The organism is Janthinobacterium sp. HH104 (assembly GCF_001758715.1).
Classification (GTDB): domain Bacteria; phylum Pseudomonadota; class Gammaproteobacteria; order Burkholderiales; family Burkholderiaceae_D; genus Janthinobacterium; species Janthinobacterium aestuarii.
The window spans coordinates 1-23,877 of sequence record NZ_LRIB01000053.1; the positions used below are offsets into that span (position 1 = coordinate 1).

The following is a 23,877-nucleotide window of genomic DNA, read 5'->3' on the forward strand; positions in this document are numbered from 1 at the left end:
CACGTACCTTGAACGTCAATATTAGTGGCATCAACAAGACCTACGACGGCACGACAGGTGCACAAGTGAATTTTGGCGACGACCGTATCCAAGGCGACGTCCTGACGGTGGCGGGCAACGCCGCGTTTGGCAACAAGAACGCGGGCTCAGGCAAGGCTGTCAATGTCACGAACGTGGCGCTGAGTGGCGGCGATGCGGGCAACTATGTGTTGAACGCCAATGCGGGCAGCACCACGGCCGACATCGCGGCGCGCACCTTGAACGTGAGCTTTAATGGCGTCAACAAGACGTATGACGGCACGACAGCGGCACAGGTCGGCTTTGGCGATGACCGCGTCCAAGGTGACGTGCTGACGGTGGCGGGCAATGCGGCGTTTGACAACAAGAACGCTGGTGCCGGCAAGGCCGTCAATGTAAGCAATGTGGGCGTAAGCGGTACTGACGCGGGCAACTATGTGTTGAACACCAATGCGGGCAGCGCGACGGCCGACATCGCGGCGCGTACCCTGAACGTGAGTTTTACTGGCAGCAACAAGACCTATGATGGCACGACGGACGCACAGGTTGGCTTTGGCGACGACCGCGTGCAGGGCGATGTCCTGACGCTGGCCGGCAATGCGGCGTTTGACAACAAGAACGCTGGTGCCGGCAAGGCCGTCAATGTAAGCAATGTGGGCGTAAGCGGTACTGACGCGGGCAACTATGTGTTGAACACCAATGCGGGCAGCGCGACGGCCGACATCGCGGCGCGTACCCTGAACGTGAGTTTTACTGGCAGCAACAAGACCTATGATGGCACGACGGACGCACAGGTTGGCTTTGGCGACGACCGCGTGCAGGGCGATGTCCTGACGCTGGCCGGCAATGCGGCGTTTGACAACAAGAACGCTGGTGCCGGCAAGGCCGTCAATGTAAGCAATGTGGGCGTGAGCGGCGCCGATGCTGGTAACTATGTTTTGGGTGCCAACAGCGGTAGCACCACGGCCGACATCACGGCGCGCACCTTGAACGTAAGTTTTAACGGTATCAACAAGACCTACGACGGCACGACGGGCGCGCAAGTGAACTTTGGCGACGACCGCGTGCAGGGCGATGTCCTGACGCTGGCGGGCAATGCCGCGTTTGGCAACAAGAATGCAGGTACCGGCAAAGCCGTCACGGTGACGAACGTGGGCGTGAGCGGCACTGACGCGGGCAACTATGTGTTGAACACCAATGCTGGCAGCACCACGGCCGATATCGGCGCGCGCGCGCTGAACCTGTCCGGCGTGGCGGGCAACAAGGTCTACGATGGCACGACGGGTGCGCAGCTGAGTCTGGGCGATGACCGTGTCGCCGGCGACAGTTTAATAGCCTCGGCCGTAGCCACCTTTGCGGACAAGAACGTGGGCACGGCCAAGGCTGTGCAGCTCAGCGGCGTGGCATTGACGGGCGCCGATGCGGGCAATTACTTTATCGTCTTGCCGACGGGCTTGCTGGCCAGCATCACGCCCGCCAGCCTGACCCTGTCAGGCTTGAACGCCGCCGGCAAGGTATATGACGGCACGACGTCCGCCACTGTCAGCGCGTCGGCGAACGGCGTGCTGGGCCAGGACCTGGTCAGCGTGGTGGGCGGCAGCGGCAGCTTTGCCGACAAGAACGCGGGTGCCGGAAAACTGGTGACGGCCAGCGGTTTCCGGCTGGCGGGCGCCGATGCGGGCAACTACACCCTGGAAACGACGGGCGGCACGGCGCAGGCATCGATTGCGCAAAAACAATTGTCCACCTGGGTCGGCAGCGGCAACGGCTTGTGGAGCGATGCGGCCAACTGGGATGGCGGCGTCGTACCGGAAGGCGCGAACGTGCTGGCTGTCGATTTTACAAACAGCAAGGGCATCGTCACCTACAGCGCGGCGGCCGGCAACACCACCCTGAAAAACCTGAACTCGGCGACGGGCTTGCTGTTGACGGGCGGTAGCCTGACCCTCGGCGAGAGCGCGCTGGACCGCTCCGTGCTGGGCGGCCTGGCCGGCCTGGAAATCAACGGCGGCAGCTTGTTGCTGAACGGCAGCCTGTCGGCGGACCGCTATGCGCAAGGTGGCGGCGTGCTGAGCGGCAATGGCAATCTGCTCGTCGCCAACAGTTTTAATCAGACTGCCGGCGCCATCCGGCTGGCAGGCCAGCTGGCCATTACGCAAGCGGCTGGCGACTTGCGCTTCGCCAGCGTGGCGGCGAACGACGTAAAGCTGAGCGCCTTGACCGGCGCCATCGGCCAGGATGGCGCGCTGCGCGCCGGTAGCCTGGTTGCGCAGGCACGCGATGGCATCGTGCTGGGCAATGCGGGCAACCAGGTAAGCAGTTTTACCGCCAGCAATAGCGCAGCGGGCGGCATTGCGCTGAACAATACCTCGGCGCCGGGCACCTTGACCTTGGGAACGCTCGTCACGGGCGCGGGCAATATCGCCATCGACAACACGGGCGGCGTCGCCGCTGGCAATATCAATGCGAATGGCGGCAACGTCAGCGTGACGGCGCACAGCCCCGTCACCGTCAACGGCAAGATCACGGGCAATGATATCGCGCTCAATGCCAGCACGGACGTGCTGCTCGGCGATGGCACGCAGTTGGCTGCCGCGCGCGATATCAGCCTGGTGGCTGGCGGAGACATCCGCGTCGGCGGCAATGCGAATATCGTCAGCGGCGGCAATTTCAGCGCCAGCGCGGGCGCTAGTGTGCGCTTTGCGGACACGGCAAGTTTTACCTTGCCGGCAGTGGGCAGCCTGAGCGTGCTGGCGAAAACAGGCAGCATCACGGGTGACGCGGGCGTGCGTGTCAACCGCCAGCGCAGCGGCGTGACCCTGCTGGCGCCGAATGGGGCGGTGAGCATGGCGGATGCCATCTTCCTGCCAGCGACGACCATCGACAAACCCGTGATCGACGCCGCCACGAACGCCGCCATCGACGACGCCTTGCGCATCATCAAGCAGGCCGACCGTGCCAATGATGTGCTCGTGTCGACGCCGCCAGCCAAGCCGGACGACAAGAAGAAAGACAGCAAGGATGTTGCCGATGCCACAGATAAACCTACAGGATACAAATTCGATGATGCCGCTAAAAAAATGTACTGCAATTAAGGCCTTGCTGTGGCTGGCCCTGATGTGCGTGGGCGCACACGCCTGGGCGGGGCAGGTGGCCGGTACCGTCATGCAATTGAGTGGTCCGCTGATGGCCAAGAAGATGGACGGCAAGGTGAAAATCCTGGCCATCAAGTCCGAGGTCGAGCAGGGTGACACCTTGCTGACGGAAAAGGAAACCTATGCCTTGATCAAGCTGATCGACAATAGCGAAATCATCCTGAAACCGAATACCAGTTTCGTGATCGAGCAATTCAGCTACACTGCCGAGCAGCCTGATGGCGACCATGCCATCTTCAGCTTGCTCAAGGGCGGCTTGCGCTCCGTCACAGGCCTGCTGGGCAAGCGCAACAAGGAGCGCTTCGAGATGAAGACGCCGGCCGCCACCATCGGTATCCGTGGCACCACCTTCATTGCCAGCTACGTGCCGCCGGCGGCACCTGGCGGGGCAGCGGCGCCCAAGGCTGGCCTGCCAGGATTGTATGTGCAGGTGCTCGATGGCATGATTCATGTGACCAATCCTGCGGGCACGCTCAACTTTGCCCCGGGCCAGTTCGGTTTTACGCCCAACTTCCAGCAGCCGCCCACGCTGCTGCCCGTCAATCCTGGCATAAAGTTCACGCCACCAGCTGCCTTTGTGCCATCGTCGTTGAGCGGCGGCGGTCCCGCCGGCGGTAGCAAGCCTGCCGCCATCGATTGCGTGGTGCGCTAAGTTTTTCACGCAAGCCCGGGAAACCCATGAAGATAGGGCTTGACCTTCCCATCGTTGGATAGCAGATCCTGACCTTATTCGTTAATCTTTCGGACAGGATCTGCCATGAACCAGAGTGCACTCGCTCCCGCCACTTCCCCTCCCGCCGCCGCGCATGCGCAGGCGCTGGCCATCGAAGGCATGAGCTGCGCCTCGTGCGTGGGCCGCGTGGAAAAGGCCCTGGCCGCCGTGCCCGGCGTGACCCAGGCCAGCGTCAACCTGGCCACCGAAGTGGCCAAAATCAGTTCCGACACGCCGATTCCACTGGCCACCTTGCAGGCAGCCGTGGAAAAGGCCGGCTATACGGTAGCGCAGCGCGAAATCGACCTGAACATCGCCGGCATGACGTGCGCCTCTTGCGTGGGCCGGGTGGAAAAAGCCCTGCTGAAGGTGCCGGGCGTGCTGGCCGCCAGCGTCAACCTGGCGACGGAAAGCGCGCGCATCAAGGTGACGGGCGGTCTGGAAGCGGGCGCCCTGATCGCCGCCATCGACAAGGCCGGCTATGCAGCCAGGGTTCCCGCCGCCAGCCAGGCCAGCGCGCCCGCTGCCGCACCCAACCGCGACGGCATGAAAGTGGCGTTCGCGGCCGTGCTGGCTTTCCCCTTGATGCTGCCGATGCTGCTCGAATGGGCCGGCATCCATCTGATGTTGCCAGGCTGGCTGCAATTCGCGCTGGCAACACCCGTGCAGTTTTACTTTGGCGCGCGCTTCTACAAGGCCGGCTGGAAGGCGGCCCGCGCCGGCAGCGGCAATATGGATCTGCTTGTCGCACTGGGGACGAGCGCCGCGTATGGCTTGTCCGTCTACCAATGGCTGACGGCGGGCGAAATGCTGCCGCACCTGTACTTTGAAGCATCGGCCGTCGTCATCACTTTGGTGTTGTTGGGCAAATGGCTGGAAAGCCGCGCCAAGCGCCAGACGGCCTCCGCCATCCGCGCCCTGCAAGTCTTGCGTCCGGAATCGGCCCGCGTGCGCCGCGACGGCGTGGAAATCGACTTGCCAGTGGAACAAGTAAAAGTGGGCGACCTGGTGGTCATCCGTCCCGGCGAGCGGGTGGCCGTCGATGGCGTGGTGGTGGAGGGCGCCAGCCAGATCAACGAGTCGCTGATCACAGGCGAAAGCTTGCCGGTCGATAAGCATCCGGGCGACAAGGTCACGGGCGGCGCCATCAATGCCGATGGTTTATTGCTGGTGCGCACGCAAGCGGTGGGCGGCGAGACGACCTTGTCGCGCATCATCCGCCTGGTGGAAGATGCACAGGCGGCCAAGGCGCCGATCCAGCATCTGGTCGACAAGGTCAGCGCGATCTTCGTGCCCGTGGTGCTGGTGCTGGCGCTGCTGACCATGCTGGGCTGGTGGTTCGCTACTGGCGAGCTGGAGAACGCCATTATCAACGCCGTGGCCGTGCTGGTCATCGCCTGCCCCTGCGCGCTGGGCCTGGCCACGCCGACGGCCATCATGGCCGGCACGGGTGTCGCTGCCCGCTACGGCATCCTGATCAAGGATGCGGAAGCGCTGGAAGTGGCGCATGCCGTCAATACCGTCGTGTTCGACAAGACGGGCACCTTGACCATCGGCAAACCTGCGCTGGCGGCTCTGCATGCACACGGCATCGACGATGCCCGCCTGTTGCAGCTGGCGGCCAGCATCCAGCGTGGCAGCGAGCACAGCCTGGCGACGGCCGTGCTGGACGCGGCGGCTGCGCGCCACATCGAACCGTTGCCAGCCACGGGACTGTCGGCCTTGCCGGGCCGCGGCCTGGCGGCCCACGTCGATGGCCTGGAATTGAAACTGGGCAGCACGCGGTTGATGCAGGAGTTGAACGTGGACATGGCGCCGCTGGCGGAACAGGCCTTGTCGCTGGAAAACACGGGCAACACGATCTCGTGGCTGGCTTCGGGCAAGGAACTGTTGGGTCTGTTCGCCTTTTCCGACCAGGTCAAGCCGAACGCGCAGGCGGCCATCGCCCATCTGCACAGCCTAGGCATCCAGACGGTGATGTTGACAGGAGATAATCAGGGTAGCGCGGACGCCGTCGGCAAGCTGCTGGGCATCGACACGGTGGCGGCGAAAATGCTGCCGGCCGATAAAACCGCTAAAATCGTCGCGCTGAAAGGCGAGGGCGCGAAAGTGGCCATGGTGGGCGACGGCATCAACGACGCGCCCGCGCTGGCGGCCGCCGACGTGGGCATCGCCATGTCGACGGGCACGGACGTGGCCATGCATGCGGCCGGCATCACCCTGATGCGCGGCGATCCGGCCCTGGTGGCGGATGCCATCGATATCTCGCGCCGCACGTACAGCAAGATACGGCAGAATCTGTTCTGGGCCTTCATTTATAACCTGATCGGCATTCCGCTGGCCGCCTTCGGCCTGCTCAACCCCATGGTGGCGGGCGCGGCGATGGCCTTCAGTTCGGTCAGCGTGATCAGCAATGCCCTGTTGCTGCGCCGCTGGAAAGCCCGCAGTGCGCATACCAAGGAGTCATAGGATGAATATCGGCCAGGCGGCAAGCGAAACGGGCGTATCGGCAAAAATGATACGCTACTATGAAAGCATTACTTTGTTAAAACCCAGCGCGCGCAGCGACGCCGGTTACCGCATCTACACGCCGAACGACTTGCACGCGCTGCGTTTCATCAAGCGCGGGCGGGGCCTGGGTTTTTCGCTCGAGCAGATCCGCGAACTGCTGTCGCTGTGGCAAAACGATCAGCGCGCCAGCGCAGACGTAAAAGGCATCGCCCTGGCCCACGTGGCGGACTTGAATCAGCGGATCGCCGAACTGACGGAAATGCGCGATACCCTGGCCCACCTGGCGCAATCGTGCCACGGCGACGACAAGCCTGATTGCCCCATCCTGCAAAGCCTGGGGCTGGCCGGCGACAAGGAAGCGAAAGCATGTTGCCCTTGATGTAAGCCAACGGAGGTGCATATGGCGTATGAACTGTACTACTGGCCCACGATACAGGGGCGTGGCGAATTCATCCGGCTGGCCCTGGAAGAGGCGGGCGCCGAGTACCACGACATCGCCCGTTTGCCTGAGCGCAAGGGACAAGGCGTTCCCGCGATGCTGGCCTGCCTCGACGGCGGCAGCACGCCACAGGCCGCCTACGCGCCGCCCGTGCTGCGCGATGGCGAGCTGCTGATCGGCCAGACGACGAATATCCTGTTCTACCTGGGCCGGCGCCTGGGGCTGGCGCCGCGCGCGGAAAGCGGCCGTTTGTGGCTGAACCAGCTGCAGCTGACGATGGCCGACTGGCTGACGGAAGTGCATGACACGCACCATCCGCTGTCGATGAATCAATATTACGAAGAGCAAAAGCAGGCGGCCATGCTGCGCAGCGCCGATTTCCGCCAAACACGTTTACCCAAGTTTCTCGATTATTTCACGCAAGTGTTGCTGAACAATGGCAGCCGCGGCCAGTATCTGGTGGGCGCCAGGCTCACGTATGGCGACCTGTCGCTGTTTCAGATGCTGGCTGGCCTGCGTTATGCGTTTCCGCAAGCCATGGCGCGTTTGGCACCCGCTTATTCCGCCTTGTCCGACCTGCACGATGCCGTGGCGGCGCGGCCGAACATCGCCCGCTACCTGAAGTCGAAGCGCAGAATCGCCTTCAATGAGGACGGCATCTTCCGCCATTATCACGAACTGGACGGATAAAAAAACAGCCGGCGCAAAGGCCGGCTGTCGTGACGCTGCTGTGGCTGTTATTGCGCGCTGGTGACGGGAAATCCCGCCTCCACGATGGCCGCGCTGATGGCGCCCAGTTCGGCGGGCGATTCCACCGTGACGCGTTTGCTGGCCAGGTCGATCTGCACCTGGGCTTGCGGATCGATGGCTTGCACCGCTTTCGTGACCGAGCCGACGCAATGGCCGCAGCTCATGTTTTCAACTTGTAACTGATACATGGCAAGCACTCCTTCAATGGTTAAGTGTGTCCACTGTAAGCCTTCCCCCGATGGTAAGGTCAAGGGGAAAGCTGCCCTACGGGTCAATTCAGCAGGAAATCGACGGCTTGCATGGGCGGCGGCACCTTGTCGTCCTGCACGGATTCGCGCAAGCTGATGTCGATGGCGCGGCACATGGCCGACAGCGGCAGATCGTTGGCATCCTCGCCGAACGGTTCCTCGATCTCGTCACCCAACGCATCGAGGCCAAAGAAAGTGTAGGCGACGATGGCGACGACGAACGGCGTCATGAATCCGAGCGAATCGACGAGGCCGAAGGGCAGCAGGAAGCAGTACAGATACGCCGTGCGGTGCAGCAGCAGCGAATACGAAAACGGAATCGGCGTGCTGCGGATGCGTTCGCACGAAGCGCCCGCCGCCACCATGGCCGAGACCGTGTTATCGATCTGCGTGGCCAGGATGCTGTCGATACGGCCCTGCCGGACGCAGTCGGCGAGGTCGTGGCCCATCTGCAGCATCAGGTAGTCGGACGGGTTCGCCGCCTTGCAGGCCGCGTCCCATTCGGCCGGGCGCAGCAGCGGCTGCAAGTCGGCCGGCCCGCGCGTGTCGCGCAGCTGGTGGCGCAAGGCGTGGCAAAAGGCGATGGTGCGGTAAATCATGCGCACGCGCACGTCTTCCAGGCCCAGCCTGGCGTGGGCCGGCGTGTCGCCGCGTATCATCGTCTGGCACTGGCGCGAGAAATTACGGCTGCGCAAGACCAGTTCGCCCCACAGCTTGCGCGCTTCCCAGTAGCGGTCGTAGGCGGCCGTGTTGCGAAAGCCCAGGAAGATGGCCAGCGGCAAGCCGATCAGGGTAAACGGGATGGTGGTGAGGATCACCTTGTGGTCGAACAGGGTGCCGTGGCACCAGGTGACGAGCGTGGCGATCAGGGTGTTGACGATGAGCGTGATGCGGATGCGCGGCAGGACGGAACCGCGCACCACGAGGAACAGCCGTAGCGCCGATGGACGCTCGCGCACGATCATGTTGTGCTCCCCGTTTGGGAGCGGGCTGGCGGGGAACGGCGCGCCCGGTGATGGTTAAAAGGGGTAAGACGGAACGGCAATGGCCGGGAACAAAAAGCCCGCGATATATGCGGGCTGAGCTGGGTGTGCATGGGAAGCAGAGTAGGGGAGACGGCTTGAGTATAGGCCGCCGCTTCGCTTCAGGCCAATTCACAGTGATAATGGGTATTATTCATTTCATGAATGAATATTTCATTTGTAATTTAAGTTCATAACTACTGAAATTACTGTTTCTTTTTCCGTCGGGGCCAGTCGCAGTCGAGCAAGTCGCATGGGTTGCAGGAACAATGGTGGCAGTCCGGCGACGGGATGTCGCAATCGCAAAAGCCTGCCTGGGCCAGATGTCTGCCGCTGCGTCGTGCCTGCGGATGCAGCGCGAGGTGCTGGCGATGCCGTTCGCCGCAGGCGCGCAAGCGGCGTTGCAACAGGGGCAGGCCCGCGCGCAAGCCATGACGTTCAATCACCCGGTAGCCATAGGCGGAGCAGCTGTCGCGCCCCGTCAGCACGCGGTAGGCGCAGGAAAACCCCTTCCATGGGGACAGGTAGCGCTGGTAGGCGCGAATGGCCCACAGGGCCAGGCGTTTGCCGCAAGTGTCGAATGAGAAAATGCCAGCTCCTTTGCCGGGTGTCAAGACAGTGGTGCGAGCATACGACAAGTGTCCAAAAAATAATAGCGTCAGCGGCCTAGGCAGCCATGATTTTCCAGCCATACCAGCCGAACGCCGCCACCCACGCCAGCAAAACCGCCAGCCCCGGCAGCAACAGCCATTTTGCTGCCGTCTCTTCCCACGCCACATACGGCTTGCCGCCGCGCGCGATGGCCAGCAGCGCCTGGCCCCCGTTCAAGCCGGCAAACGGCAGCAGGTTGAACGCGCACAGTTTCAATGAGAACAGGGCGAACACGAGCGCAAAGCCGTGCGTGCGGGCAAAGCTTGCTCCATCACCCAGCAATGCCTGCGCCGTCGACAACGGCGCCAGCGCACCGTGGATGATTTGTCCGAAGGCAGCAACAAAGCGCTCCCAGCCCGAGGCTCCCAGGATGCCCAGCGACAAGGCCAGAAGCACCCCCACGCCGCTCAATGGCAGCAGCACCTGCTTCCACAGCGGCTGGAAGTTATAGGCGTCCAGGCAGCGATCATCGTCATACAAGGTTTCCGCGCGCGTATCCTTCAGCACCACATTGCCGGCCAGCGGCAGCAGCTTGATGTGCACTTTCCCCCAGGTCAGCAGGGTTGGCCCTACGCCATAGCTGATGCTGTGCACGGTGATGCCGAATGCGCGGGCGCACATGGCCATGATGGAAATGTGGATGAGCATGAAGAGAGCAGCAGCTAGAAAGAATTGAATGGCCGGTGACATTGCTGATATTTTGAAGGACAGGGGGCGACATTAGAACATGCCAAAAGAAATCAATACGCTCGATAGTCCGAAATTTACCCCTTGATGGATGTTGAAAATAACTTTAACCGTATCTGGTTGGCAACTATCTTTATTGACCTGACATAAATTCAGTACTATTCCGCCTGCTTTAAGCTCGTCTATGACCTTTAGGGAGTAAAGTTGTACGTGAAAATTCAGTAGTCCCAGATTAATGATGAAGTAGTGAGGCAATAATGAATGACTCGGATATAGTTTCTCCAGCTTTTGAATCAGATTTTCTGCAAGGCAGCCTGTCTGCAGACGCAAAGCTAGAGCGTGCTCGTACGGAGTTGCTGGACTTGACTGCACGTAACCGCTTGCTGAATATTCCACGCTCCTCTACCACTGCACGAACCATTGATGTGGTTGATGAGAAGTCGAGCGAGATATTTCGATTGATGGTATCCGAAAGTCGTCCATTTAACTTTTTGCCTGGGAGGGCTGCAAGCAAGATTGACCTTGATAATACGGACGCTAACGCTAACGGTGATGAAATCGCGGAATTGGCGCCAGCCCATGATGACAGTGTCGACGCGCGCGGTGTTTTGAACCGGCATGCCGATACGCGCCTGCAAACCAGACTCACTGCCAAGGGGCTGCAGAAGCGCCTGCTTGACATGTATCTCGATGCACGTACATTGGAGGAGGAGCAGGGCGTCAATATCTTGTTCTTGGCGCTCGGTACCTTGAAATGGCTCGATCCGTTGAATGCGAAGAATGTGCGATACGCGCCGCTGATCCTGATTCCCGTCAGCTTGGAAAGGGGCAACGCTGCAGAGCAATTCAAATTGAAATGGCGCCAGGAAGAGCATTCATCGAATCTGTCGCTTGAAGCCTTTCTGGAGCGCGTGCACCATTTAAAAATGCCCGCATATGAAGCTGGCGATGAATTCGATCCCATGGCCTACATCAACGCCGTCAGGGATGCTGTGCAGTCGAAAGAAGGCTGGGTAGTCGATGCCGACGATATCGTGCTCGGTTTCTTTTCATTTTCCAAATTCCTGATGTACCGCGACCTCGACCCCGCCATGTGGCCGGAAGGCGGGCTGACGAATCAGCCTTTGATGCGTGGATTGTTATCCGATGGTTTTGCTGCCGGTGCATCAACCATTCCTGAAGACGCCAACTTAGACGAATATATCGCGCCGGCCGAGTTGTTGCATATCGTCGATTGCGACAGTTCGCAAACGCTGGCCGTGCACGATGTGCGCGCTGGCCGTAACTTGGTGATCCAAGGACCGCCCGGTACTGGCAAATCTCAAACCATTGCTAATGTCATCGCGTCGGCGATTGCCGATGGCAAGACGGTACTGTTCGTAGCGGAGAAAATGGCCGCCCTCGAGGTGGTCAAGCGGCGACTGGACCAAGCTGGCGTTGGCGATGCCTGTATTGAATTGCACAGTAATAAAGCTAACAAGAAAATGTTTCTCGATGAGCTGCGCCGTACGTCTGAACTAGGCTCACCCAAGGGCGATGCGGCCACCACCTTGAACAACCGATTGCTGGTGGCGCGCGATCAACTCAACGCACACAGTGCACGCTTGCACCTGCGGCACTCGGTCGCCCAGCTCACGCCCTATCAAGTGATCGGCGAATTGAGCAAATTACGTCTGGAACATGTCAAGCCGGTGGACATCCGTTTGCAGCAGCCTGAAAGCTGGTCGCCCGACGAGGTGCAGCAGCGCTTGGCAGTGGTTGAAGAATTGGCGCAGCGCATCGTTGACATTGGTGAGCCGGGCGACCATCCATGGCGCGGCGTGGCGCTCAAGATGATACTTCCCAATGACGTGGAGCGCCTAGTGTCGCGTATCACGGCCATGCGTGCGCGCTGCAAGGAGCTTGCTGAACAACAGGCAGAGCTGGCCATGTCGCTCGATACGGTGGCACCGGCGGTGCTGCGCGACTTTTCCTATCTGGTGGCGCTGGCGCGCGACGTTGCTGCGGCGCCCATGCTGGCCAACGAAGCCCTGCGAGCGCCAGAATGGAGCGAGCAGTCGAATGCCCTGATGGCTTTGATCGACGATGGCATCCAATTGCAACGTTTGCAGGCTGCTCTTGCGGGCGAAATCCATGCCGACGCGTGGGAGATTGAAGTGCTTGACTTGCGCCAGCAACTGGCCGGCTTGCCGCAGTACGCGAACGCACAGGCCTTCGAATGGGCGGTGGCCTTGCAAACGCTGTTTAGTAGGCTCGATGGCGAAGTTGCTTTGCTAAGCCGATTGCTCGGTGTCGATGCCGGCAGCCAAATGGCAAGCTACAGTGAGATCAACCGTTTGGTATTGACGGCACAGAAAGTGGCGACGGCACCTGATGTCAGCCCCGAGGTGTTTGTTTCGACAGTATGGGATCAAGGCGTGGAACAGGCTGCCGATCTGGCGCAATGCGTGGTGGCGCTGGAAGGCTTACAGGCGCGGCTGGAAGGAAAAATTAGCAGCGATGCCTGGCAGCTTGATCTGTCTGGGGCGCGCCAGACGCTGGCCGTCCACGGTGACAGCCTGCTGCGTTTCGTCAGCAGCGAGTGGCGCGCGGCTAGCAAGCAGGTCAAGGGCCTGTTGCGCAATCCGGACACAGCGCTGCCCGAACAGCTGGAAATTCTCGACCATCTGGGCGAAGCGAGAAAACTGCTGGAGCGGATTGAGTTAAGCAATACATTTGGCAGCGGTGCGTTTGGTGCCGACTGGAAGGGTGGCCAATCGCGCGCGGCGCCTTTGCTGGCGCTGGTGGAATGGATGCGCAGCTTGCGTGGTTTGGGAGCGCAGCCGCGAATTATTGCCAGCAAGTTGCCGGACCGCTCGGAAATTAGCCGTCGGGCTGCACTGCTGGAGAGCCTGCTGCAGGAAATCCGGCCTCTGTTAGACGCGATGTGGTTCAACGGCTGGAAAGACGAACCCGCTTTTCGTGAATGGGCTAGCGTGGAGGCCTCCGCCCTTGAGACTGTGGTCGGGCAAGTGTCTCGGCTTGCGTTTTGTCAGACCGGCTGCCAGGCTGTGATGCCACATGTACCGCTTGACCTTTCAGACAAGATTGCGCGCCTTGACTTGTTGATCGAAGCGCAGCAACTACGCCGAGATATTGATGCGGGTAGCGAACTGGGCCGAGCTGCGTTTGGGGCGCATTGGCAGGGTTCATTGTCCGACTGGGAGAGTTTGCGCATCAGCACGGTGTGGATGGCGTCCAAGTCTAGACTGCGCCATATGGTTGCGCGCCACGATAATCGCGCCGCGCCGCTACATCGTGCGTTAGAGCTTGAAGCTGCGCAGGACAAGTTCGTGAGTGAACTCGACGAACTCTATAGCGAGTTATGTACCAATAACGACAAGCTGTTTCAGGTGCCGGCTATCTTGGATTTGCCCGCCTTTGCCTTGCTTGGACGTATGGCGGTGTGGATTGAATTTTCCGAAGAGTTGTCGAAGTGGGTGATCTACCGCGACCGCTGTTCCAAGGCACGCCAGTTGGGTATCGGTGAAATTGTCACGCAACTGGAAGCTGGCACGCTGATTCCTAGGGATGCCATGCGCACGTTCACAATGGCGTATTTCGAAGCGCTTTTTGCTGATCAAGTACGCAGCGACGAGGCGCTGGCCCATTTTGACGGGCACCTCCATAGCCGCCTGGCGGCAGATTTTACGCAGATGGACCGCCAGCGCATTGCAGCATCCAGTCTGGAAGTGGTGCAAGCACACCACCGTCGCATCCCGCAGGGAGGCGGTGCGATCGGCCCCTTGGGTGTGCTGCGCGGCGAAATGGCCAAACGTAAGGGGCATATGCCGATACGCCGCTTGATGCAGCGCGCTGCACCCGCAATCCAGGCGCTCAAGCCGGTATTTATGATGAGTCCGCTATCGGTAGCCCAGTTCCTGCCTCCCGGGCAACTCAGTTTTGATTTGCTGGTGATGGACGAGGCCAGCCAGATCCAGCCTGTGGATGCGCTGGGGGCCATTGCACGCTCGCGTCAAGTGGTTGTGGTGGGTGACGAGCGGCAATTGCCACCAACCAAGTTCTTTTCCAAGATGACCAGCGCCGAGCCCGATGAAGACGGTGACGATGATGCACAAGTCTCCGATATTGAGAGCATCCTGGGGCTGTTTACTGCACGTGGCTTGCCGCAACGCATGCTGCGCTGGCATTACCGTAGCCGACATCAGTCCTTAATCGCTGTATCGAACAGCCAGTTCTATGAAAACAAGCTGTTTATCGTGCCCAGTCCCTACACCCAAGAGGCGGGCATGGGCTTACAGTTTCATCACGTAGCTAACGGCGTATTTGATTCCGGTAACACTGGCACCAATGCGGAAGAGGCTAGGGTCATTGCCGGGGCTATTATCGATCATGCGCGCAACTCACCGGAACATTCGTTGGGTGTGGCGACTTTTTCGGTCAAGCAGCGGCGAGCCATCCAGGATGAACTGGAGTTATTACGCCGCGAGCATCAGGACGTGGAGCCCTTTTTTCAGCAGCATGCCAGCGAGCCGTTTTTCATCAAGAACCTGGAAAACGTGCAGGGCGACGAACGGGATGTGATTTTTATCTCGGTTGGCTACGGTCGCAACAAGCTTGGCTACATGGCCATGCGCTTCGGCCCACTGAGTGCAGAAGGTGGTGAGCGGCGCCTCAATGTGCTGATCAGTCGTGCCAAGCGCCGCTGCGAAGTGTTTGCCTCGATTACCGATGAAGATATCGATCTCGAACGTGCCAAGGGGCGGGGTGTAGTGGCCTTCAAGCTGTTCTTGCATTTCGCGCGCACGGGCAGGCTGGGCTTGTCGCGTGTATCCGGGCGCGAATATGACAGTCCGTTTGAAATACAGGTGGCCGATGCCGTTAAGGCTTGCGGTTACGAGGTACATCCGCAAGTCGGCATCGCCGGGTTTTTTATCGATCTGGGTATTGCCGACGCCCAGCATCCGGGTCGCTATCTGCTGGGCATCGAATGCGATGGCGAGTCTTACCATAGCTCGCGCTCGGCGCGTGATCGCGATCGCTTGCGACAAGCCGTGCTGGAAGACCATGGTTGGATCATTCACCGTATTTGGGGACTCGACTGGTTCCAGAGACCCAATAATGAGTTGCAGCGCCTGCTGATGGCCATTGATGCCGCAAAGACCGAGCTGGCAGCGCGCGCTGAACTTCATGGGAGGCAGGAGCGCAAGCCGGGCGTGTCGGTAGTGACCGTGGAGCGAGAAGATCATGCCGAGATTGGCTTGGAAAGGAATGGGCAAAACAGGCCGGCGGCCTATGTCGAAGCGATCCCTGCCAAACCTGCCTATGCCGATGAGCTGCATGAGATGCCGGTAGCGGCCTTGAGCGACTTGGTCAAGCAGATCGTTAGCCTGGAAGGTCCCGTGCATGTTGATGAAGTCGTTGTGCGTCTGCGCGCTGCGTGGGGCTTGAAACGTACCGGCGCGCGCATCCAGGCAGCGGTGGAACGCGCCATCCATGCTGCCATACGCTTCGATGGCATGATCATGACGGAGCGCTTTTTGAGCATGGCCGATACCATTATCAGCATCCGTGACCGCGGCGCCGTTGTTTCCGACACCCTTCGAAAACCCGACATGTTGCCGCCGCAGGAAATCGACGTGGCGATCCTTGATACGCTACAGAAAAACTATGGCGCAGGATTAGTTGAAATTGCTCAGTACGTGGCACGCCTATTTGGTTTTAAGGCCACCAGCCCGCAGTTGCGCGACACCATCCGTGCTCGCATCGATGATCTGCTGTTGCGCGGCTTGCTGCAGAAAAATGGTGAGGTGTTCGAGCTCAGCCAGCAAGACAGCATATAAGCCTGTCAGCAAGAAAAAAGCCCCGGTCGCATCGCTGCAGCCGGGGCTTCGAATAACAGGGCGGCTGGCGCCGCCCGCTACAATTTACAGCACTTCGCTGGCGTGGTCGGCCAGGCGCGAGCGCTCGCCGCGGGCCAGGGTGACGTGGCCGCTGTGGGTCCAGCCCTTGAAGCGGTCGACCACGTAGGTCAGGCCGCTCGAGCCTTCCGTCAGGTATGGCGTGTCGATCTGTGCGATGTTGCCCAGGCACAGGATCTTCGTGCCGGGACCGGCGCGCGTGACGAGGGTCTTGACTTGTTTCGGCGTCAAGTTCTGCGCTTCATCGATGATGAGGAACTTGTTGACGAACGTGCGGCCGCGCATGAAGTTGAGCGACTTGATCTTGATGCGCGAGCGGATCAGGTCTTGCGTTGCCGCACGGCCCCATTCGCCGCCATCGGAGTCGGACTTGTTCAGCACTTCCAGGTTGTCGTCGAAGGCGCCCATCCATGGCGACATCTTTTCTTCTTCCGTGCCTGGCAGGAAACCGATGTCTTCGCCTACCGGCACCGTGACGCGGGTGACGATGATCTCGTTGTAGAGCTTGGTTTCCAGCACTTGCGCCAGGCCGGCGGCCAGGGCCAGCAGGGTCTTGCCGGTACCGGCCTGGCCCAGCAGGGTGACGAAGTCGCATTCCGGATTCATCAGCAAGTTCAGCGCGAAATTCTGTTCGCGGTTGCGCGCCGTCACGCCCCACACATTGTTCTTCGTGTGGCTGAAGTCGCGCAGGGTTTGCAGCACGGCCGTCTTGCCGTTGATCTGTTTCACCTGGCCATAGAACGGCGCTTCGCCGTTTTTCGGTTCCAGATAGATGAACTGGTTGACCAGCAAGGATGGAATGAACGGGCCCGTCACACGGTAGAACGTGGAGCTGTAGCCGTTCTTGCTTTCCTGCCACGATTCCATGTCCTTGCCATGCTTGTTCCAGAAGTCGTCCGGCAATTGCACGATGCCCGAATACAGCAAGTCCGTGTCTTCCAGCACATGGTCGTTGAAGTAATCTTCGGCCGGCAAGCCCAGGGCGCGCGCCTTGATGCGCATGTTGATGTCTTTCGACACCAGCACGACGGGGCGGCCTTCCTGCTCCGACTCGAGCGAGCGCACGACGGCGAGGATCTGGTTGTCGGCCTTGCCCACTGGCAAGCCAGCCGGCAAGTCGGCGCTTTGCAAGCGCGTCTGGAAGAACAGGCGGCCCTTGGCATCCTTGTTGCCCAGCTTGGACAGCAGGATGCCGTGTTCGATGGCGTCGTCGTCCGTGTTGCTGATCAGGGCGTCAAGCGTGCGCGAGACCTGGCGTGCATTGCGCGCCACTTCCGTCATGCCCTTTTTATGGTTGTCCAGCTCTTCCAGGGTCATCATCGGCAGGTACACGTCGTGTTCCTCGAAGCGGAACAGCGACGATGGATCATGCATCAGCACGTTCGTGTCGAGCACGAACAGCTTGCTGATGCCGCGCTGGTCGGCGGCCCGGCTGGCGGACGATTTGAGCTGCACTTCCACAGGCTTGTGCTTGGCCGGATGCGGTTGCTCGGCTTGCTTGAGGGGCTTGATCGGCGTGACCTTGCCTTTTGCCGCCGGCTTGGCTTTCGCTGCGGGCGCAGCAACGGCGGCAGGCGTGGCCGCAACAGGCGCAGGTGCAGGCGCTGCTGGCTTGGCGACCATCAGGGCCGCCACTTGCTTGATCTTCGTGGCCGCATTGCGGACCGGTTTGGCAACTTCGGCGATCGCCGCTTCAATGATCGGTGCAGCCACTTTCTTGGCTGCCGGGGTTTTGGTGGCCGGGCGCGCTGCGCCTGCGGTTGGGTAATCTTGGGTGGCCAGGATGGTGGCTGGCTTGCTCGGTAATTTTGGCAGTGGCATCAGGATCTCAATCAAAAAATTTCTGGAATGAATCTCCCATGGGCAGCCAGCTTCTGGCGGCACTTCTCATGGGGGGATGCGAGGGGAACAACAATGCTACAGGACGAGAAACTGCCGGAAGGCCGGCAGCATGGCCGGTCATGGACGCCATCGGCGGGCTGCTGGCCCGCCTGGCGGAGTGGGTGGAGGCGCTTCGTTGACTCAAAATGGCGATAGGTACCGTGAACTGAACTGCGGTTGAACCAGGCTCGCTGGAAGCCGACAACACGCATTGGATCAACATGGACGATCAATTCAGATGCGCTACGAATTCCAGCACTTCTTCCACGTGAGTTGCGACCTTCACGCCTCTCCATTCTTTCACCAATCGGCCCTGGGCGTCAATCACAAACGTACTGCGCTCGACGCCGCGGACCGTCTTGCCGTACATCTGTTTCATCTTCATGACGTTAAACAGCAGGCAAACGGCTTCGTCCGGGTCGGAAATGAGCTCGAATGGCAGCTCGAGCTTGGCCTTGAAGCTTTCGTGCGAGCGCAGGGAATCGCGGCTGATGCCATAGATTTCCACGCCGGCGGCGACGAATTGCGGATACGCATCGCGGAAAGCGATATTTTCCGTGGTGCAGCCAGGGGTGTTGTCCTTCGGATAGAAAAACAGCACGGTGGCCTTGGCCGGGCGGCCCAGCAACTGAAAGGTTTTGCCGCTGGTCATGGCGGCGCTAAAGTCGGGTATGCTAACGAGGGATTGGCTATCAGCCACAGGTTCTCTCCTGAACGGTGATCATCAGCGCTGGTTTTTAATCTGGCAACGCATCCAGGTGCAACAATACAGCATTCAGGCCGCTTTGCCCTGCACAATCAGGCGTCCCGAACGCCCGGGCAACTCATCCCAGGTGATGGGGCAAACGGGCAAGTCCGCATCTTTTATCTTTTCATAGTAATCGCCCATCGCTGCAAACCGGTAGCCCTGGGCTTTCCAGCCAGCCAGCAGTTGTTCGAAAATGGGGGCGAGTTTCTGTCCTTCAAGTTCCGCATGCAAGGTATACACGTGATCGCGGGGATTATCCGCTGTCAGCGACAATATATGCGCGGCAACATTGCCGGTGGTGATCAGTTTGCCGTCGATTTCACAACCCAGCAGTTCGTCCAAGGTGGGCAGCGTGGTCGGCAGTTGCACGCATTGCAGGATGGTGTTGCCGTTGCGCACGCGGTGCGGGCCTTGCGACGGCTGCGCCATGGCGCCGCGCGCGTCGAGCATGGCGCGGCCATCGGAGGCAAAGCGGTAGCCGGCCGTGTCGTGCTCGACAAAGGCGCTGACGTTCATTTGCCAGCCGGCCGCGCCGTGCGTGTGCGGCTTGGTGCCAAACACCTGTTCGTAGCGGTTGGCGGCCTTGCGCATCATGTTGATGGTCCAGGCGGCGTTGCGCTTGGCCACGTTGTCTTGCCACAGGGTGTGATCCCATGTGTGGATGCCGCACTCGAAACCGGCATCGCGCACGGCGCGCAATTGCGCCGCGCATTGCTTGCCGATATCGGGTCCCGGCAGCAAGGTGCCGTACATCAATGTTTTCAAGCCGTAGTGCTCGACTACCGACGTGCGCGACACCTTGCTGAAAAAGCCGGGCCGCAAGGCGCGCCGCAAGGCCCAGCCCGTGTGGTCTGGGCCCAGCGAGAACAGAAAGGTGGCCTTGGCCTGGTGCGCGGCCAGTATGCGCACCAGATTGCCCATGCCTTCACGGGTGCCGCGATAGGTATCGACGTCGATTTTCAGGGTCAGGAACGGCTTGCTCAACATTAATCCATCAGGGCTTTGGCTTGGGCTACCTGGCTGCGGTAGGCGTCGAAAATATTGCGCAGGGAATCGGCCATGGTGGTGGTCGGTGCCCAGCCCAGCTCTTCGCAGGTATTCGTGATTTTCGGCACGCGGTTTTGCACGTCCTGGTAGCCGGCACCGTAGTAGGCGCCCGAAGTCGTTTCCACGATGTTCACGTGTTTCGCGCCTTCGGCGTATTCCGGGTACTCGGCGGCCAGGGTCAGCATCATGCCGGCCAGGTCGCGGATCGAATAGTTATTGGTCGGATTGCCAATGTTGTAGATCTTGCCGCTGGCGATGCCGTTCTTGTTGGCGATGATGCGCATCAGCGCATCGATGCCGTCGTCGATGTAGGTGAACGCGCGTTTTTGCGCGCCGCCGTCGACCAGCGAGATGTTTTCGCCGCGCACGATATGGCCGAAGAATTGCGTCACCACGCGCGATGAGCCTTCTTTTGGCGTGTGGATCGAGTCCAGGCCCGCGCCGATCCAGTTGAATGGACGGAACAGGGTGAAGTTCAAGCCTTCCATGCCGTAGCCCCAGATCACGCGGTCCATCAGCTGCTTGGCGTTCGAATAGATCCAGCGCGGCTTGTTGATCGGGCCGCAGATCAGTTCCGAGTTTTCCGGATCGAATTCCTCGTCATGGCACATGCCATACACTTCCGAGGTCGACGGGAAGACCAAGTGCTTGCCGTACTTGGCGGCCGAGCGGACGATAGGCAGGTTGGCTTCGAAGTCCAGTTCGAAGACGCGCAGCGGCTGCTTGACATAGGTCGATGGCGTGGCGATGGCCACCAGCGGCAGGATCACGTCGCACTTCTTGACGTGGTACTCGACCCATTCCTTGTTGATCGTGATGTCGCCTTCGAAGAAGTGCATGCGCGACTTGTAGTTGTCATCTTCCAGCAATTCCGTGATGCGGTCCGTGTTCATGTCCATGCCGTAGACATGCCAGTCGGTGGTTTCCAGGATGCGCTTGGACAGGTGGTGGCCGATGAAGCCGTTGACGCCTAAGATGAGGACTTTTTTCATGTGAGATTCTCTTGTGTGATATCAGTGTGTGCTGACGCGGGTGGTCAGACTTGCTTGCAATTGCTGAGCCGAAATCGGCTCCCCGGCAGCCCTCAGCGCGGAAATGGCCAGCATGTGGCCGTCTCCGCAGACGCCAAAGATGCAATTATCCACTACCGCCAAGCCCGGTGGCAAACTTCCTGCTGAATGCTTGCTTAAACGGGCTGTTTCGATGGTGTAAATAACATTGTTGACTTCGGTGAACGCGCCGGGATAGGGCGGCGCGACGGCCCGGTGCAGGTTGTAGACCTGCTGCGCCGGTAACTTCCAGTCGATGCGGCCGTCTTCCGGCGTACGTCCGCCAAAGTAGCCGCCCTGGCGCAAATCGTTGAGCTGCCGCGGCGCCGTGCCGTCCAGCAAGGCCGGGAGCACGTTCCACAAGGTTTGCTCCGCCGCCACGGTGACCTTGCCGAAGACTTCGAAAGCCGTGTCGTCGGGCAGGATGGGTACGGCCGTTTGCGCGACGATGGCGCCGGCATCGGGCTTGACCGTCATTTCATGCAGGGTGGCGCCCGTTTGCGGGGCGCCATGCAGCACGGCCCAGTTGACGGGCGCGCGGCCGCGGAACTGCGGCAGCAGTGAACCGTGCATATTGTAGGCGGGCGCGACTTCCAGAATGCTGGCCGGCAGCATGTGGCGGTAGTAAAAGCTGAACAGCATGTCCGGTGTTGCCCCCCGCACCTGCGCCAGCAGCTCGGGCGCGCGCGCGTCCGATGGCGTGATGTAGGGGATGCCTTCGGCCTGGCACAGGCTGGCGACGGATTCGAACCACAGGTTTTCCGTGGGGCTGTCTTCGTGCGTGACGACGAGGGCGATATCGACGCCGCCGGCCAGCAGCACCTTGATGCAGCGTACGCCCACATTGTGGTAGCCGAAGACGACGGCGCGCGGGGCGCCCATCAGCGGCCCACCTGGCGTTTTTCCAGGCGCACGTACGATGGCGCCTCGGCTTCCGCCTGGGCCATGCCGTCCTGCAAGATGGTTTGCACCACATAGCGGGGGCGGGCGCGTACTTGCTGGAAGATGCGTCCCACGTATTCGCCCACGAGGCCGATGCCGAACAGGATCACGCCCATCAGGAAGAAGGCGATGGCGAACAGGGTGAATACGCCCTGCGCCTCGGCGCCGAACAGGAAGCGGCGCGCCAGCAGATAAATCACCAGCACGGCCGAACTGAAGGACAGCAGCATGCCCAGCATCGAAAAGATTTGCAGGGGTATCAGCGAAAAGCCCGTGACCAGGTCGAAATTGAGGCGGATCAGGCTGTACAGCGAGTATTTCGACTCGCCGGCTGCCCGTTCCTCGTGCTCGACGGTAATTTCCGTGGGCTTGCGGGCAAACGTGTAGGCCAGGGCGGGCACGAAGGTGTTGACTTCGGCGCACTGGTTGACCAGGTCGATCACGTTGCGGCCATACGCGCGCAGCATGTTGCCCTGGTCCGTGATCTTGATGTTGGTGATGCGCTCGCGCAGCCGGTTCATCATCTTCGACGCCAGCGTGCGCCAGGCGGAATCTTGCCGCTTGCGCCGGATCGAGCCCACGTAATCGTAGCCTTCGCGCATCTTCGCCACGAGGTTGCCGATTTCTTCGGGCGGATTCTGCAGGTCGGCGTCGAGCGTGACCATGATCTGCCCGCGCGACGCTTCAAAACCGGCCAGGATGGCCATGTGCTGGCCATAATTACCGTTGAACAGGACGACGCGCGTAACGTCGGGGCGCTGGCGGAACTGTTCCGCCAGGATGGCCACCGAATTGTCGCGGCTGCCATCGTTGATGAAGATGATCTCGTAGCTCGTCTGCAGGGCATCGAGGGCCGGATACAGGCGGGCGAACAGGCTGGCCAGGCCATCCTGCTCGTTGTAGATCGGAATGATAACGGACAGTTCAGGTTTCATCGGCGCGCTGCTCATTTGATGAGAATGGATTTGACGGTGGCGACGGCGCGTTCCACGTCCTGTGTCGTCATGGCGTAGAACATCGGCAAGGTCACGGTCAGGCGGCCGATCTTTTCCGAGACGGGGAACATGCCCTCGGTAAAGCCGCGTTCGCGGTACATGGTAAACAGGTGGATCGGTGCGTAATGATAGCCCGTTCCCACGTTTTGTTGTGCCATTTGCTGCATGAACGCGGCGCGCGTGCCGGGGCTGTTGTCGGGCAGGATAATCTGGAACAGGTGCCAGTTGCTGTTTTCAAAATCCTGCACGGGCAGCTGGGCGCCGCTCTGCGCTTCGAAGTCGCTGCCGAATTGCTCAAAGTAATGGCGCGCCAGCGCGCGGCGGTGGGCCGTGATGGCGTCGATATTGGCGAACTGGCCCAGGCCGATGGCGGCCATGATGTCGCTCATGTTGTATTTGCCGCCCAGCACATCGACATCGATGCCGTCGACGCCGCTGCGCGTCACGCCCTGGAGCCGGTATTTCTCGGCCAGCTTCGCTTCTTCCAGGTTGTTCAGGACGAGGCAGCCGCCTTCGCCCGTGGTGATGTTCTTGTTGGCCTGGAAGCTGAACGAGACGAAGTCGCCAAACGCGCCGATGCGCTTGCCCTTCCACGTGGAGCCGAACGCTTGCGCCGCGTCTTCCACGACCCGCAGATTGTATTTTTCAGCAATCGCGTACAGGCGGTCCATGTCGACGGGCAAGCCGGACAGGTAGACGGGGATGATGGCTTTCGTACGCGGGGTGATGGCCGCTTCCAGTTTGTCGAGGTCGATATTGCGCGTGACGGGGTCGATGTCGGCGAACACAGGTGTGGCGCCCACTTCGATGATGACGTTGGCCGTCGCTACCCACGACACGGGCGTGGTGATGACTTCGTCGCCGGGGCCGATGCCGGCGATGCGCAGCGCGATTTCCATGGTGCACGTGCCCGAATTGAAGGTGCGCACGGGACGCCCGCCGAAATACTCGGACAGCTGGGCTTCGAAGGCCTGCACTTTCGGGCCGCTGGTGATCCAGCCCGAGCGCAGCACTTCGCCGACGGCGGCGATGGTCGCTTCGTCGATGGTGGGTTTGGAAAATGGCAAAAAGGGCAGGGTAGAGGTCATGGGGTGCGGCTCT

The 23,877-nt window shown here is 60.6% G+C and carries 17 protein-coding genes; 6 read left to right on the plus strand and 11 right to left on the minus strand.

What is annotated here, in order from left to right; genetic code table 11:
• The 5 genes from JAB6_RS29465 to JAB6_RS24260 form a co-directional block, all read left to right on the plus strand.
• Window positions 1–3,113 (plus strand): S-layer family protein (locus JAB6_RS29465; RefSeq protein ID WP_254671793.1); only part of this gene is annotated, 3,113 nt, incomplete at its 5' end.
• Entirely contained in the window at window positions 3,082–3,825 is a 744-nt protein-coding gene (locus tag JAB6_RS24245) for a FecR domain-containing protein (protein ID WP_034750469.1), read from the plus strand. The genes JAB6_RS29465 and JAB6_RS24245, both read left to right, overlap by 32 nt.
• 105 nt (window positions 3,826–3,930) lie before the next feature.
• Window positions 3,931–6,354: a heavy metal translocating P-type ATPase gene (locus JAB6_RS24250; protein WP_070305165.1), complete on the plus strand. Its 2,424-nt coding sequence runs from the start codon at window positions 3,931–3,933 to the stop codon at window positions 6,352–6,354.
• A gap of 1 nt (window position 6,355) precedes the next feature.
• On the plus strand, window positions 6,356–6,775 hold the full coding sequence (gene cueR, locus JAB6_RS24255; protein ID WP_034750463.1) for a Cu(I)-responsive transcriptional regulator: 420 nt from the start codon (window positions 6,356–6,358) through the stop codon (window positions 6,773–6,775).
• A gap of 21 nt (window positions 6,776–6,796) precedes the next feature.
• Window positions 6,797–7,525 carry a glutathione S-transferase gene (locus tag JAB6_RS24260; protein ID WP_034750460.1) on the plus strand — a complete coding sequence of 243 codons (729 nt, stop codon included), beginning with the start codon at window positions 6,797–6,799 and terminating at the stop codon, window positions 7,523–7,525.
• Between the two features lie 47 nt (window positions 7,526–7,572).
• Here the strand turns inward: JAB6_RS24260 and JAB6_RS24265 are convergent, their stop codons facing one another.
• From JAB6_RS24265 to JAB6_RS24280, 4 genes are all read right to left on the minus strand, one after another.
• Window positions 7,573–7,773, minus strand: a complete 201-nt coding sequence (locus JAB6_RS24265; protein ID WP_034750458.1) for a heavy-metal-associated domain-containing protein — start codon at window positions 7,771–7,773, stop codon at window positions 7,573–7,575.
• A gap of 83 nt (window positions 7,774–7,856) precedes the next feature.
• Complete coding sequence (locus JAB6_RS24270; protein WP_070305167.1) at window positions 7,857–8,798, minus strand: bestrophin family protein; 942 nt, start codon at window positions 8,796–8,798, stop codon at window positions 7,857–7,859.
• 263 nt (window positions 8,799–9,061) lie between these two features.
• Window positions 9,062–9,469 carry a membrane protein insertion efficiency factor YidD gene (gene yidD / locus JAB6_RS28610; protein ID WP_254671794.1) on the minus strand — a complete coding sequence of 136 codons (408 nt, stop codon included), beginning with the start codon at window positions 9,467–9,469 and terminating at the stop codon, window positions 9,062–9,064.
• Window positions 9,470–9,521: 52 nt separating this feature from the next.
• Window positions 9,522–10,154: a site-2 protease family protein gene (locus JAB6_RS24280; protein ID WP_070305171.1), complete on the minus strand. Its 633-nt coding sequence runs from the start codon at window positions 10,152–10,154 to the stop codon at window positions 9,522–9,524.
• Window positions 10,155–10,450: 296 nt separating this feature from the next.
• On the opposite strand from JAB6_RS24280, the gene JAB6_RS24285 reads away from it, so the two are divergent.
• Entirely contained in the window at window positions 10,451–16,036 is a 5,586-nt protein-coding gene (locus JAB6_RS24285) for a DUF3320 domain-containing protein (RefSeq protein WP_139143496.1), read from the plus strand.
• 84 nt (window positions 16,037–16,120) lie between these two features.
• On the opposite strand, the gene JAB6_RS24290 is transcribed toward JAB6_RS24285, so the two are convergent.
• From JAB6_RS24290 to JAB6_RS24320, 7 genes are all read right to left on the minus strand, one after another.
• Entirely contained in the window at window positions 16,121–17,935 is a 1,815-nt protein-coding gene (locus JAB6_RS24290) for a PhoH family protein (RefSeq protein ID WP_070305175.1), read from the minus strand.
• A gap of 289 nt (window positions 17,936–18,224) precedes the next feature.
• Entirely contained in the window at window positions 18,225–18,695 is a 471-nt protein-coding gene (locus tag JAB6_RS24295; protein ID WP_034750445.1) for a peroxiredoxin, read from the minus strand.
• Window positions 18,696–18,770: 75 nt separating this feature from the next.
• Window positions 18,771–19,730 carry a polysaccharide deacetylase family protein gene (locus JAB6_RS24300; protein WP_070305177.1) on the minus strand — a complete coding sequence of 320 codons (960 nt, stop codon included), beginning with the start codon at window positions 19,728–19,730 and terminating at the stop codon, window positions 18,771–18,773.
• Window positions 19,730–20,782 carry a bifunctional UDP-4-keto-pentose/UDP-xylose synthase gene (locus JAB6_RS24305; RefSeq protein ID WP_034750441.1) on the minus strand — a complete coding sequence of 351 codons (1,053 nt, stop codon included), beginning with the start codon at window positions 20,780–20,782 and terminating at the stop codon, window positions 19,730–19,732. The genes JAB6_RS24300 and JAB6_RS24305 overlap by 1 nt, the downstream gene beginning before the upstream one ends.
• Before the next feature lie 21 nt (window positions 20,783–20,803).
• Complete coding sequence (locus JAB6_RS24310) at window positions 20,804–21,721, minus strand: formyltransferase (protein ID WP_070305179.1); 918 nt, start codon at window positions 21,719–21,721, stop codon at window positions 20,804–20,806.
• Window positions 21,721–22,716, minus strand: a complete 996-nt coding sequence (locus JAB6_RS24315) for a glycosyltransferase (protein WP_070305259.1) — start codon at window positions 22,714–22,716, stop codon at window positions 21,721–21,723. The genes JAB6_RS24310 and JAB6_RS24315 overlap by 1 nt, the downstream gene beginning before the upstream one ends.
• A gap of 11 nt (window positions 22,717–22,727) precedes the next feature.
• Window positions 22,728–23,864 (minus strand): DegT/DnrJ/EryC1/StrS aminotransferase family protein, encoded by a 1,137-nt coding sequence (locus JAB6_RS24320; protein WP_070305181.1) that lies wholly within the window; start codon window positions 23,862–23,864, stop codon window positions 22,728–22,730.
• Window positions 23,865–23,877 lie beyond the last annotated feature (13 nt).